Here is a 13907-nt window from a genome sequence, read left to right on the forward strand (position 1 = left end):
CATCGGTATGCCTTTAAAAATATAGGCTTACACATAAATGAAAGATTACAACAAACTGTCTTGAAAATCATCAGTTTTTTATTATTGTTCAATAACTTATCTTGTTGTGGATAGCTAATGTTTTGCGAGGTTTTAATGGTTTTTAATTTAAAAATTTTATATTTAAACTATTTTGATGAAGTTTATTAAGGGATAAAAATAATGTTTTATTCATCTTCATATGGAATAAAATTCAGATTTCACAGGCCTTTTAGAGGTATTTTTACTTTTAATTTGTTTTATATTTAAATTAATTTTTGAAAAAAGAGAAGGTGTGCTCTTATAAAAAAAGCACCTGATAAAAAGGTGCTTTGCGAGGATAAGTAAAATGCAAATAATTATTAAAATTAGCATAAAACCAACAGGGCAGAGGGTTGCAGTCCTTAGGCTTTTAGTCGGCTGAGAACGGTGTCTTTGCCCATAATGGCTAATACTTGATCAACAGCAGGTGTTTGTTTCTGTCCGGTGACGAGTAGGCGTAATGGAATACCTAATGCGGGCATTTTTGCATTATGCTTAGCTAAGGTTTCTTTAATGATACGAGCGAGCTCTTCGCTAGTCCATTGCGCTAGATTGTCTGCGGCTTGTGCGAAGTCGTTTACTAATAGGCGAGCCTCTGGTGTCACAAACTGTGCGAGTAATTCGCTATCTGCTGCTTTAAAAGGAGAGCAGAATAACATTGCATCATTAGCGAGTTGTTCAAGTGTTTCGGCGCGCTCTTTAAATAAGGCTAAGACCGCTTTTAAATCTACGATAGAGGTATCGCCTCCGCGTGCTTGTATACGAGGAGCAACAGCTGCGACAAGTGATTCATCATCAAGTTGTTTGATATAGTGCGCATTAACCCAATTCAGTTTTTTGGGATCCCATTGTGCAGCAGATTTTGACATGTGATTGCCATCGAACCATTCAATAATTTGCTCGCGTGTAAAAATCTCATCATCGCCGTGACTCCAGCCCAAACGAGCAAGATAATTGACCATGGCATCAGATAAGTAACCGTCACTATCATATTGCATAACACTTACCGCACCATGACGTTTTGAGAGCTTTTGACCATCTGGTCCCAAAATCATCGGGACATGCCCATAGATAGGAAGTGGCGCATTAAGTGCTTTTAGAATATTGATTTGGCGAGGGGTGTTATTGACGTGATCATCGCCACGGATGACATGTGTAATTTGCATATCCCAATCATCTACTACCACGCAGAAGTTATAGGTAGGTGTGCCGTCTTGGCGAGCAATAATTAAGTCGTCAAGCTCTTGATTATCAATCGTAATGGTACCCTTGAGCATATCATCCCAAGAGACAACACCTTCTGTTGGATTTTTAAAACGGACGACGGGTTTGCGCCCTTCAGGAATCGGAGGAAGTGTTTTACCTGTCTCTGGTCGCCAAGTACCGTCATATTTAGGTTTCAGGCCTTTTGCCTTAGCAATTTCCCTCATTTGTTCGACTTCTTCGGGTGTGCTATAACAGTAGTATGCTGTGCCATTTTGGAGCATTTGTGCGATAACTTCTTTGTAGCGATCAAAGCGTTTTGTTTGATAGAATGGACCTTCGTCATGCTCAAGCCCTAACCACTGCATACCATCCAGAATAGCTTGGACGGCTTCTGGTGTTGAACGCTCTAAATCCGTATCTTCGATACGAAGAATAAAGGTGCCTTTATGGTGACGAGCAAAAGCCCAAGAAAATAATGCGGTGCGCGCACCACCTAGATGCAAGTAGCCTGTGGGTGATGGAGCAAAACGAGTGCGAATGGTAGACATAGAATTAATTGAGTAGAAATAAATCAAAAAATAGCTACTAAGTTTAAAATAGTAGCAAACACAGATAGACTGTATTTTAACTTAAGTTGACTGAGAGTACGCGAATGTTAAGACATCGTTTAGCATCCTTTTTTGAGCCCAAGTCTTTATTAGTCATTACGGATATTGAATTACCTATTTTGAAAGCGCTTCCAGCATCATTCGCTGCTCATGCCACGGTGATTCATATTCAAGAAGGACAGTCTATATCTACCGTATTGGCAGATAGTCCATTATCAGAATCTAAAGAGTTAGCACTTATTTGTGTGCAACCTTCGCACTTATCGGCAGTATTAGCTTATTTATCTGCACGACCACCTCAGGCACTCTTGTTATTACCTCCGAATGTTATTGATATGGAGCCTAAAGAAAGTGCTGCTTTGCTTTCTCAATGGGTCAAGGATAATAAAGTGATGCTATTAGGTGCGCGCAGTTTTGGTGTGCAGCGTCCTCATCTGAATTTGAATTTGAGCCGTTCTGAAAATGCTAAAGCAGGACGGGTAGCGGTGGTTTCTCAATCAAGAATGTTGGCTATGTCGGTGTTAGATTGGGCACTAGATACGCACATAGGTTTATCGGCGATTGTTTCTCTAGGAGAGACGGTCAATGTGGATATTCCAGAAATTATTGAGTACCTAGCTGGCGATGCTCGTACAGATAGTATCGTGCTTTATTTGGATAAATTTAGTAGTGGACGAGAGTTAATTAGTGCTATCCGAACGGCAGCTAGTGTTAAACCGGTAGTGGTGTTACGGGCAGGACGTACGGATAAGGTGTTAATGGGAAGCGATCAGGTCTTTGATGCTGCTTTACGTCGCTCTGGTGCTGTGCGAGTACATTATTTCGTTGATATGTTCTCTTCGTTAAAAGCCTTAACGCATAAGCGTCGTCCTAAAGGAGGGCGAGTGGCTGTGATTGCTAATGGCCGAGCACAGGCGCAGTTATTGATGGATGAGATGTTATCTTGCAATCATAATATGCAACAGGCAGATTTTTCTCAAGAAACACGTACCAAACTTATGGACTTATTGGGGCCAGGATGCTTGGTGGGCAATCCCGTTATCGCGTATGAGCCTATTACAGGGGATAAGTTAGTAGAAGGCTTAAAGATTCTGCAGGACGATAATAATGTGGATGCTTTAATGGTTGTTCTTGCTCCAGATGATGCAACGGATATGGAAAAAGTAGTGGATCATTTAGTGCAGTTTGTTCCACGAGCCAAAAAACCTATCTTAAATACCTTATTAGGTGAGTATTCGATGAAACCTTTGCGTCGTGTGATAGACCAGTCAGGTTCACCGGCGTTTCGTACACCAGAAACCGCTATTTCAGGAATGGGTGCCTTAATTTCTTATCACTATAATCAGCAACTTTTACAGCAAACACGCATTCCTTTTTTTGATACAGCGACACCTGATAAACAAGCAGGGATTAATTTAATTAATGGTTTGCGAGCAGAAGGGCGTAGAGAGCTAACCAAAGCAGAAAGCTATCAATTGCTCAAGTTTTATCATGCCGATATTTATCTTGGTGCGGATGATAAGGATGAGCAATATTCGGTAGAAGATGATATTCCTGCACTTAAAGTGATGGTAAAAAGGGATCCCGTTTTTGGGCCTTGGATTTATTTTGGTGAAGGCGGTCATGAAGTTAAAGTACCTGTGGATGACCAAGGGCTAGATTTACCTCCTCTGAATGCTTATCTTGCTGCACAGCTTATTGAGCGTAGTCGCTTGTATCGTCAAGAGTTGCAAATGTATGTTGAACCACCGATTTTCAAAAAGTTACAAAAACTTTTAGAAACGGTATCTGAGCTGGTAACAGATTTTCCCGGGATTGAAGAGATTGAAATTAATCCCATCATTATTGGATATAGAGAGTTGAATGTGCATGATGTGCGTATTAAGCTAACAGAGCATGTTATGCCAGATATGCCAGAAGAGGGTGGTTATGCGCATATGGCCATTTATCCTTATCCCGATTATTTAATTGAACATCATACGTTTAAAGATGGGAATGAATGGGTATTAAGGCCTATTCGCCCAGAAGATGCAGAGCAGATGCAAGCGTTTATCCGTAATTTATCGGATGAGTCTCGTTATATGCGATTTGTGTCGATGATGAAAGAACTGACACCCAAAATGCTGACGCGATATACCTATGTGGATTATCACAGAGAGTTGGCATTGGTTGCGACGACAACCATACCTAATCCTGAAAACAGAGGATTACCTAAAGAGATTATTATTGGTTTAGCTCATTATCTACGTAATGCCGACGGAGTAGGTGCTGAATATGCTTTAGTTATTGCAGATGATTGGCAGGGACATGGTTTAGGGAAGAAGCTTATGTCAAAATTACTAGCGGAGGCCAAAAATCAAGGATTAGAGTATATTGAAGGCGTAGTATTGGCGAATAATAAACCTATGTTGGGATTGATGACGGGATTGGGACTTATTAATGATATGGATCCTGAAGACCCCTCAATGAGAAGGGTTTGGATGCCCTTCGACAGGAAATAGTCGATTGACGACTATTTCCTGCGTAGGGCATCTGAGAGCCTCTGGCTCGAAGTGGATGAGTCTTGACAAGAAACAGTCATAGTTGACTGTTTCTCGCAGACGAATCTGAGCAAGTTCTGATGCGAAGTGGACAGCCCTGAGAGGCATCTGAGAGCCTCTGGCTCTATTTCCTCGCCCATTTATTAAGTAGTAGAGCCTGAATAGAGTGAACTTTGATATCCACATAATCTGCTCTTCCATCGTAAATCGTACTAAAAGGTGTATGTGGATTTGCGATATGGGCGCAACGCATACCTAATTTCTTTGCGGCTTTCAGGTTTTTTAGCGTATCTTCTACTAGCGTAATGCGGTTAGCAGGAACATTTAGCTCTCGTAAGAGTGTGCGCATTAAACGCATAGAGGGTTTAGGGTGATATTCGCCTTGTAAAAACATATGATCAATCGCACAAATACCAGAAAAGCAATCTTCAATCTTTAAGGTTTTGAGAACCTCTCGTGCATAGGCATAAGGCGCATTGGTGACAATATATTTTATCCCGGGAGTTTGTCTTAGGAGATGTCCTAGGTGAGGTTCTTTTTTGACATGAGTAGCAATATCAAAATCATGGCTAATATGCAAAAACTCAATAGGATCTACGCCGTGATGGCGTTGCATGCCAATCATTGTGGCACCGTATTGTTCCCAGTATTGTTGACGTAATGCCGTTGCTTGTTCGAAGTCTAAATGGAGTGACTTCATGACTGCAGTCGTCATACTCTTATCAATTTGAGAAAATACCGAATGTGAGGCATCGTGTAAGGTATTGTCTAAATCAAAAAGCCATACCCTGTCAGAGACAGGGTAATGTGCTTTAGAGGGTAATGGATGAATGAGTTTCGCCATATCAAAGGGATTAGGCAGTAATCATTGTACCCACGCCGTCATCTGTTAGGATTTCTAGCAGTAAGCAGTGAGGAACGCGTCCGTCAACGATGTGTACTGAGTTGACGCCTGTGCGAGCAGCATCTAAGGCTGAAGAAATCTTTGGCATCATACCACCAGTAATAGTGCCGTCTTCAAATAGTGCATCAATGGTTGCTGTCGATAGGCGACGAAGTAAATTACCGTTCTTGTCGAGTACTCCCGGGATATTTGTCATTAATAAGAGTTTCTCGGCCATTAAGACTTCAGCAATTTTACCTGCCACTAAGTCGGCATTAATATTGTAGACAGAGCCTTCTTCGTAGTTAAAGCCGATAGGAGAAATAACAGGAATAAATTGATCTTCAATAATGGCTTTAAGTACCGCAGGGTCGACAGATGTAATTTCACCAACAAAACCGATATCAAGGGGTTGACTAGGATCTTCTTTATTGGGCATCAGTTTTTTCTTAGCCTGAATAAGTCCACCGTCTTTACCCGTTAAACCAATGGCTTTACCGCCTGCTTGATTAATCATCATCACGATGTCCTGTTGTACTTGACCTCCTAGAACCCACTCGACGACTTCCATGGTATCGGCATCGGTGACGCGCATACCTTGGATAAAGTTACCTTCTTTGCCTAGGCGTTTGAGAGCAGAGTCAATTTGTGGACCACCACCATGGACAACGATAGGGTTTAATCCAATGAGTTTTAACAGCACAATATCGTGAGCAAAGCTTTTTTGTAAGCGCTCTTCGGTCATTGCATTGCCGCCATATTTAACAACAACGGTCTTACCATGAAAGCGTTTGATATAGGGAAGTGATTCCGCAATAATGTCAGCTTTGATTGATGGGCTAATGGTTTGCTCTGCCATTTGTTGCTCCTATTTTTGTGCGAGTGTTTTTTCTAAGGTTTGAATAAATTCTTTTTTATCGTATTCGCCTATATAGCGTTTGACAATATTGCCATCTCTATCAATTAAAAAAGACACGGGGGTGAAACGAATACCACCAAAGTCCGTGGCAACTTGACCTGATTTGTCATAAGCGACAGTAAAAGGTAATTGGTATGACTCACGGAATTTATGCAGTGCTTCCGTATTGTCGTAGCTCATGGCTACAGCAATCGTATCGTAACCTTTGTCTTTATAGGTGTTGTAGTATTCGATGGTATCCGGCATTTGTTTAACACAAGTCACACAAGTGGTTGCCCAAAATTTAACAAGGACTACTTTGCCTTTGAGTTCCTCAGTATTGATTTTTCCACCGTCTAGTGTTTGGAAGGTGACATGAGGAGCACTATCTTTATTGAAAAAGAAGAAAAAACCTGCAACAGCAATAATGATGGCAGTAATCGCAATGATAAGTTTATTCATGTTTAGTTCTGTAAAGGAGTCGTTGTCATTCCTGACGATGTGTTTGAAGAAGTATTGCTTGTGTTTGATGATGTGCTAGAAACACTACTCGTTGAACTATTTGCTTGAGCATTGCTAATAATGTCAAATACTTTAACGACACGAACTACACCATCGACAGAGGCGGCTGTTTGAGCGGCCAAATCCCCTTCGGCTTGGGTAACTTGACCCATGAGGTATACCACACCTTGAGAAGTGGTGATAGAGATGGTGCGAGAAGGGATATTTTTAGTAATAAGTAGTTCGCTGCGAACTTTTGAGGAAATCCAAGAGTCACGCGAACGAACACTAAATTCGGCAGGTTTGCCAATTAATAGCTCGTTTAGCACTTCTTTTACATCATTAACGCCACGAGCAATTTCGGTCACACGATTTTTGTCTTCTTGTGAGGATACTTCGCCTGTGATTAATACGCGTTGATTAAAGGAGGTAGCATTAACACGGATGGTGTCGGCATTAAGTTGTGTTTTGGCTCGATTTTCAACGGTTATGCCGATGGTTTTATCGGTAAGCTGCATGCCTGCGCTACGACGGTCGGAAACAACTAGGCCTGTCGCTGCTGCTCCGCCTAAAACCATGGATGTTACGCAACCTGATAATAAAGTCGCTCCAGTTAAAGCGGCAATCATAGCAGGGCGGAAGAGTCGAGAAGTCATGAAAAATCTCCTAACAAGAAAGCATCAATACCGTCACATAGTATATGAAGCAATAAGATATGGATTTCTTGGATACGCATCGTTCTATCATGAGGAACACAGAGGTGGATATCGTTGGAGGTAAGTGCTTCATTCATGGCGCCACCTTTTTTGCCACTTAAAGCAATAACCGTCATGCCTCGTGCATGAGCGGCCTCAATCGCTTTGATAACATTGGGCGAATTACCGCTAGTCGTTATGGCAACGAGAATATCACCCGGCATTCCTAAGGCCTGAACTTGGCGCTCAAAGATTTGATCAAATCCGTAATCATTACCCACAGCGGTAAGAATAGAGGTGTCTGTGTTGAGTGCAATGCCTGCCAAGGGGATACGATCTCTTTCGAAACGTCCGACTAACTCAGCGATAAAGTGTTGTGCGTCAGCAGCTGAACCACCATTGCCGCAGGCTAAAATTTTATTGCCTTGCTCAATTGCTTGAAGGAGAGCAAAGGTCGCTTTGGCAAGAGGCTCTTGCAGGATTTTAGTACTTAATGCAAGCGCTTCGGCACTATCTTCAAAATGCTGTGAAATTCTATTCTTTAAGTCCATTGCAATCATTGATGATAAACGATGAAACTATTAGTATAACCTTGCTAGATGGGAAGATAGGGAAAAAATACGTTCTCAGAGCAATCAAATGTTTCAATAGGTTCAAATTGTTATTTATAGGAAAATATTTTTTAGCCAATGCGTTTCTCTAGGGGACTCTTGAAAACAAACTGCATCAAATCGACAAAAGGGTTGTTTGCTTTGAAAGTGCTTATGGGATAGATAGGGAAGAAAGTAGGCAAGCGTTTTTAGAAGTTTTTGTTGTTTTGATTTTGTTATGCTGGTGATGGCTCCTCCATAAAGATTATTTTTACGAACGCGTACCTCTACAGCAACAAGGATGTTGCCATCTTTCATGATTAGGTCGAGTTCTCCGCATTTGCAAGAAAGGTTCTTTTCTAACAGTTTTAACCCTTTCGCTATGAGCAATTCAATCGCGGCTTGCTCGTATTGCAGTCCTTTTGATTGGCTTGGAGAGATAAGCCTGATTTCCTTGGGCGATTTTTTTTGAGGTGAAGGACGATTTTGTTTTCGTGGCTTGATGAGTTGAAATCGAATATCCATGACTATTTTTTGCCATAATAAACACTTTAGTATTTTCTATAAATAGGTCATATATGTCGATAGCCGTAGGACAGTTTAATCATAGTGTTGAAATCATGTTTGAGGATTTACATCGTCAATATTGGCCAGAAAGTGCGCTGTATATCGTGGCGACACCTATCGGTAATTTAAGTGATATATCATTGCGTGCTTTATATACCTTGCAGATGGTGGATGTTATCGCTTGTGAGGATACACGTTCGTCCAAAAGCTTATTAAATACGTATGGAATTACGACAACGTTGATAGCAGCACATCAGCATAATGAGATGGAAGCGTCTCAGCAGATTATTCAGCGACTCTCACAAGGGCAAAGGGTTGCTTTGATTTCTGATGCTGGAGCGCCTGCGGTGAGCGACCCCGGAGGGAGGATTGTTGCTTTAGTAAAGCAAGCTGGGTTTGATGTCAGACCTATTCCAGGTCCCTCTGCGGTAATTACGGCTTTAATGGGGAGCGGAGTAACCGATGATATGCAGCCGGGATTTACGTTTGCCGGATTTATTCCACACAAGACTATGGCACGTCAACAATGGTTTGAGCAATGGAAGCAGAGTTCTCTGGCAGTATTGATGTTTGAGTCGCCCCATCGCATTATTGATAGTTTAGAGGATTTATGTGCAATTTATGGTGATAATCGTCAAGTGACGATTGCAAGAGAGCTGACTAAGCGGTTTGAGCAAATTGTGAGCCTACCGGCAAAGGCGTTATTGCAATGGATTCAGGAGGATAGCAATCGCCAACGAGGAGAATTTGTATTAATTATTTCTCCCGAAGAAAAATCCGGTGATAACGAAAGCCAAAACGTCTATTTAGATGAGCTTTTACAGGTTATGTTAGCTCAGGTATCGTTAAAAGATGCCGTCAAAATGGCGACTAAATTGACAGGTTTCTCTAAAGATATGGTTTATAGTCGTGCGCTGATGTTAAAAGATACTCTCTAATTCTTTAAAGTGTAGGAGGACTGTTCTTTTTGCTAATCAGCTCAATTTTTACTTTTTCTGAGCCTCTATGCACAATACCTAATTGTTTAGCAGCGCCATACGACAAATCAATAACCCGATTGCTATGAAATGGTCCTCGATCATTAATTCGCACAACAATACTTTTACCTGTTGATACACGCGTCACACGAACAACGCTATTGAGAGGAAGCTCTTTGTGTGCAGCGGTGAGAGCATGTTGATTAAATGTCTCGCCATTAGCGGTGCGTTTACCATGAAAACCAGGACCATACCAAGAGGCAACGCCTGTTTGTGAGAATTCTTTGAGGCTAGCAAATGGAACGTAGCGTTTACCATTGACCGTATAGGCTTTACCGCGTCGCGCATGCGACGGTTCGACACGGAGCTTTGGTGCGTTGTCCTTCTTGAGGGCTGATGTGTCAGCTGATACAACAATATCCGCAAGATTAATATCGTCGCCATTGCTTTCCTCTGCTGTGTTGCTAATGAATAAGCTGTCGCTGGAGGCTTGGTTGGGCATATCAATACTCGCCCAACGGTTAGTTGGTGAGTCGGGGAAAATACCATTAACGGTAATTCGAAAAGTAGTCTTGTCGTGAGCAGGTGATGTGCTTTCTTGCGCGGAAGAGGCGGTAAAACAAACAAAACCAACTACTAAAAAGCAAAGTCTTTGTATCATACTATATCGCTATAAAACTGTGCTTGTGCACGGTGTCTCACGCGTAATGGTTGGTGATAGCTAAAGCGTTTGGCAAGTTCTTCTGCCACATAAACTGAACGGTGCTTTCCGCCGGTACAACCAATCGCTACGGTAAGGTAGCTGCGTGTATCCTGCATATAAAAGGGTAACCATTTTTCAATATATACAGCGATGTCGTTAATCAACTCATTAACGCTATCAAATTTTGATAGCCAGTCTGCTACTGCCTGATCACGTCCTGTCTGGGGACGTAGCTCTGAATCGTAATGAGGGTTAGGTAAACATCTTACATCAAAAACAAGATCTGCGCTACTTGGCATTCCTTTTTTAAATGCAAATGATTCAAAAGTTAACAGTATTTCACCAGGCCCCACCTCACTTAGCTCTCTTACCCAAGCACGTAACTGGCTAGGAGCAAGTGAGGATGTATCGATGACATGTTCTGTTTGGCGAAGGGGGGCTAACAGTTCTTTCTCGTATTCAATGCATTCTTCTAATGAGGGAGGTGTACCCGTTTGTTGTTTGAGTTTTTGAGTAAGTGGGTGAGCACGACGTGATTCAGAATAGCGCTGTAGAAGAGTTTCTGTGGCGGCCTCTAGAAATATTACTTGAATAGGTGTGCCTCTTGCTCTTAAGCCACTAATAATCTCGGGCATATTGCTGATATCGCCATGAGAGCGAGCATCAATAGCAACAGCAATGCGATGTAAATTATTATTTAAGGCATCAGCAATGTATTCGTGTAATAAAGATACAGGGAGGTTGTCCACGCAATTATAAGCCAGGTCTTCTAATTGCCGTAGCGCAACTGATTTTCCTGAGCCAGAGATGCCTGTAACAAGAACAACAGATTTTTTCATTTGACAATCACTTTTATAAACGACTATTTTCTAAAATGAGTTTGGATTGGCGCTCCATGAACTCGCTGAGTGTATCAATGCCACGTAATTTAAGAATCGTATTACGCACAGCAGCCTCGACTAAGACGGCAAGGTTGCGACCAGCCGCTACTTGTAGCATGACACGTCGAATAGGCATACCTAATATATCTTGAGTCTGATCCTGAATCGGTAAGCGTTCAAACTTTTCATTATTAGCACGGACTAAATGTACGATAAGTTTTAGGCTCATTTTACGACGAACAGAGGTTTCGCCAAAAATGGTGCGAATATCTAATAAACCAAGTCCACGCACTTCTAATAGATTACGTAATAATTCGGGGCATTGTCCTTCGATAAGTGTGGGTGCTGTACGGGAAAATTCAACGGCATCATCGGCGACTAGTCCATGTCCACGAGAGATGAGTTCAAGAGCAAGTTCGCTTTTCCCTAAACCAGATTCTCCTGTAATAAGAACGCCTAGTCCCAAAACATCCATAAAGACACCATGCACTGTTGTGGTCGGTGCGTAGCGACGAGCAAGGTACACGCGTAAAACATCAATGACACGAGCGGAGCTCACCGACGAAGATAGGAGAGGGATTTTGCTACGCTGACAGAAATTTAAAATATTTTGAGGAGGATCAATAGACTCTGCCATAATCATTGCAGGCACGCTACCTTCCGCTAATCCTACTAAGGCACGTTCTTGTTGTGCGGGTGCTAGACGACTGAAAAAATCAATCTCCTCTTGTCCGAACACTTGAATGCGAGCAGGATGAATCATATTTAAATGACCCACTAAGTCAGCCGCATCACCTGTGCTTTCAGGAAGATGACGATCGGCTGATACTTGACCTGCCTTCCAAGAGAATTTTAAGGTTTCAATATTGTCGTCAATCAGTTCTTGAATAGATAACATAGCGTATCCGATGCCATATGCAAAAAAGCCAATGTAGAGACATTGGCTTGTAGATGATAATTAGTTAGTCAGTAGCGAGAGGATAGTCTGAGGATTTGTCTCAGATAGCAGCTTTTGTCGTATATCGTTATCCGAAAGCTTGTGAGCAATAGCGGCTAATAAATCTAAGTGTTGCTGTGTTGCGCTTTCGGGTACGAGCAAACAGACGAGCAACTGTACATTTTGACCGTCTGGTGCATCAAATGGAATGGGAGTGGATAAACGCACGAATGCTGCATGAGCTTGTTCTAGCTTAGGAATCCGTCCGTGAGGAATGGCGACGCCATGACCCAGAGCCGTAGAGCCTAAACGCTCACGAGAAAACAAACCGTCAAATACGGTTGACCGCGCAATGCCTTGATTGTTTTCAAACAACAGGGCAACTTGTTCAAAAGCTCGTTTTTTGCTAGTAGCATTAACATCCAAAAGGATGTTATCGAGCGACAAAATAGAAGATAATTGATTCATAGTTGTGATTATAAGCTATTTCTTATAAATGTTATAAAAATTTACAATCGTTGTCGTATGTTCACACTATTTCGCAAAAAATGATTATAAATGAAGAAATCTTCTTTTGTATATAACAATAAAAACTCCCGATAATCGGATGCATCATCGGGAGTTTGGTAGAAAAATTATCTTGAACTAACTAGCTAAATGTTTAGCGGCGGTATTATCAAAGTTCTTTTGCTTCTCTTTGTGTTTGACAACTAAACGGTCTGTTTTGTCGACGAGTAAATCAATTGCCGCATAAAGATTGTCATCTATAGATTCTGCATGGATGTCTTTGCCTGGGACATGTAGCGTAACTTCTGCCTTTTGTTTGAGAGGTTCTTTGGAGAGAATGACTTGGACATCAATAACATTATCAATATGTCTTAGTACACGAGCAAATTTAGTTTCTACGTATTCGCGAATAGCAGGAGTAATGTCAAGATGATGACCTGAAATGTTTAAATTCATATAGATTCTCCTTTTTCATTTAAACAAACAGACGCATTCGTCTGATTAAATTAGTGACAAACAAGAATTGTTTGTCACTGTCATTAATTTGTCTAAATTTAAGTGTATACCGTTTTGAAATTTAATCAATAGGTAGTTACATCTTGAAGTTTTCACCGAGATAAATCTTACGGACATCAGGGTTATGGATAATGTCAGCCGGAGAGCCACTAGTAAGTACGGTGCCATCAGAAATGATATAGGCACGGTCACAGATGCCGAGTGTTTCTCGAACGTTATGGTCGGTAATCAGTACTCCGATGTTACGCTCTTTTAGGAAGCGAATAATACGTTGAATTTCAATAACGGCAATCGGGTCTACGCCCGCAAAAGGTTCATCGAGTAGAATGAAACGAGGATTGGTTGCTAATGCACGAGCAATTTCGACGCGTCGACGTTCACCGCCTGATAAAGATAAAGCCTGATTGGTGCGGATATGGGTAATTTGTAATTCGTTAAGGAGATTTTCTAACTGAGTATGGATTTGATTTTTAGTCAGGCGTTTGCCGGTTTGACTATCAATCTGTAACTCTAGAACGGCTTTAATATTTTGTTCTACTGTGAGTCGACGGAAAATTGAAGCATCCTGAGGTAGATAAGAGAGTCCGATACGAGCTCTTTGATGAATAGGTAGCGCTGTGATGTTTTTCCCATCAATTTCAATTCGACCAAAATCAGCAGGAACAAGACCAACAATCATATAGAAGCTTGTTGTTTTACCAGCGCCGTTAGGACCTAGTAAGCCAACTACCTCACCGCTAGATACTTCGAGGGTGACATCTTTGACAACGGTACGCTTGCCGTAAGTCTTACGCAGACCAATGGCTTGTAATTTGCCGGAACTAGTTGATGAAACCAT

Annotated in this window: 15 protein-coding genes; 2 read left to right on the forward strand and 13 right to left on the reverse strand. The window is 41.6% G+C overall.

Annotated features, from left to right (window positions below; genetic code table 11):
- Positions 1 to 422 precede the first annotated feature (422 nt).
- Positions 423 to 1814: a glutamate--tRNA ligase gene (gene gltX, locus HKX39_RS01535; RefSeq protein ID WP_171679544.1), complete on the reverse strand. Its 1392-nt coding sequence runs from the start codon at positions 1812 to 1814 to the stop codon at positions 423 to 425.
- A gap of 104 nt (positions 1815 to 1918) precedes the next feature.
- Here gltX and HKX39_RS01540 point away from each other — a divergent pair, with 104 nt between their 5' ends.
- A complete protein-coding gene (locus tag HKX39_RS01540; RefSeq protein WP_171679545.1) occupies positions 1919 to 4375 on the forward strand; it encodes a bifunctional acetate--CoA ligase family protein/GNAT family N-acetyltransferase in 2457 nt (818 codons plus the stop codon).
- 163 nt (positions 4376 to 4538) lie between these two features.
- Here the strand turns inward: HKX39_RS01540 and HKX39_RS01545 are convergent, their stop codons facing one another.
- The 6 genes from HKX39_RS01545 to HKX39_RS01570 form a co-directional block, all read right to left on the reverse strand.
- A complete protein-coding gene (locus tag HKX39_RS01545) occupies positions 4539 to 5258 on the reverse strand; it encodes a pyrimidine 5'-nucleotidase (protein WP_171679546.1) in 720 nt (239 codons plus the stop codon).
- A 10-nt stretch (positions 5259 to 5268) separates the two neighbouring features.
- Positions 5269 to 6156, reverse strand: a complete 888-nt coding sequence (gene argB, locus HKX39_RS01550; RefSeq protein WP_171679547.1) for an acetylglutamate kinase — start codon at positions 6154 to 6156, stop codon at positions 5269 to 5271.
- 9 nt (positions 6157 to 6165) lie between these two features.
- Positions 6166 to 6657, reverse strand: a complete 492-nt coding sequence (locus tag HKX39_RS01555; protein ID WP_171679548.1) for a peroxiredoxin family protein — start codon at positions 6655 to 6657, stop codon at positions 6166 to 6168.
- Between the two features lie 2 nt (positions 6658 to 6659).
- Positions 6660 to 7352, reverse strand: a complete 693-nt coding sequence (locus HKX39_RS01560; RefSeq protein ID WP_246225954.1) for a BON domain-containing protein — start codon at positions 7350 to 7352, stop codon at positions 6660 to 6662.
- Positions 7349 to 7942 (reverse strand): phosphoheptose isomerase, encoded by a 594-nt coding sequence (locus tag HKX39_RS01565; protein WP_171679549.1) that lies wholly within the window; start codon positions 7940 to 7942, stop codon positions 7349 to 7351. The genes HKX39_RS01560 and HKX39_RS01565 overlap by 4 nt, the downstream gene beginning before the upstream one ends.
- Before the next feature lie 114 nt (positions 7943 to 8056).
- Entirely contained in the window at positions 8057 to 8506 is a 450-nt protein-coding gene (locus HKX39_RS01570) for a YraN family protein (protein WP_171679550.1), read from the reverse strand.
- Between the two features lie 53 nt (positions 8507 to 8559).
- On the opposite strand from HKX39_RS01570, the gene rsmI reads away from it, so the two are divergent.
- Positions 8560 to 9486: a 16S rRNA (cytidine(1402)-2'-O)-methyltransferase gene (gene rsmI, locus HKX39_RS01575; RefSeq protein ID WP_171679551.1), complete on the forward strand. Its 927-nt coding sequence runs from the start codon at positions 8560 to 8562 to the stop codon at positions 9484 to 9486.
- Between the two features lie 4 nt (positions 9487 to 9490).
- Here the strand turns inward: rsmI and HKX39_RS10710 are convergent, their stop codons facing one another.
- From HKX39_RS10710 to lptB, 6 genes are all read right to left on the reverse strand, one after another.
- On the reverse strand, positions 9491 to 10186 hold the full coding sequence (locus tag HKX39_RS10710; protein ID WP_281356397.1) for a septal ring lytic transglycosylase RlpA family protein: 696 nt from the start codon (positions 10184 to 10186) through the stop codon (positions 9491 to 9493).
- The gene (gene rapZ, locus HKX39_RS01585; RefSeq protein WP_171679552.1) at positions 10183 to 11067 is read right to left on the reverse strand and encodes an RNase adapter RapZ; all 885 of its coding nucleotides are present in this window, start codon (positions 11065 to 11067) and stop codon (positions 10183 to 10185) included. Before rapZ ends, HKX39_RS10710 begins: the two co-directional genes overlap by 4 nt.
- A 13-nt stretch (positions 11068 to 11080) precedes the next feature.
- Positions 11081 to 12007, reverse strand: coding sequence for an HPr(Ser) kinase/phosphatase (gene hprK / locus HKX39_RS01590; protein ID WP_171679553.1), 927 nt, complete (start codon positions 12005 to 12007; stop codon positions 11081 to 11083).
- Between the two features lie 60 nt (positions 12008 to 12067).
- On the reverse strand, positions 12068 to 12514 hold the full coding sequence (gene ptsN, locus HKX39_RS01595) for a PTS IIA-like nitrogen regulatory protein PtsN (RefSeq protein ID WP_171679554.1): 447 nt from the start codon (positions 12512 to 12514) through the stop codon (positions 12068 to 12070).
- A gap of 177 nt (positions 12515 to 12691) precedes the next feature.
- On the reverse strand, positions 12692 to 13009 hold the full coding sequence (hpf, locus tag HKX39_RS01600; RefSeq protein ID WP_171679555.1) for a ribosome hibernation-promoting factor, HPF/YfiA family: 318 nt from the start codon (positions 13007 to 13009) through the stop codon (positions 12692 to 12694).
- A 136-nt stretch (positions 13010 to 13145) separates the two neighbouring features.
- Positions 13146 to 13907, reverse strand: a complete 762-nt coding sequence (lptB, locus tag HKX39_RS01605; protein ID WP_171679556.1) for an LPS export ABC transporter ATP-binding protein — start codon at positions 13905 to 13907, stop codon at positions 13146 to 13148.

Origin of the sequence: Pelistega suis, assembly GCF_013133795.1 — a bacterium.
Lineage (GTDB): Bacteria > Pseudomonadota > Gammaproteobacteria > Burkholderiales > Burkholderiaceae_B > Taylorella > Taylorella suis.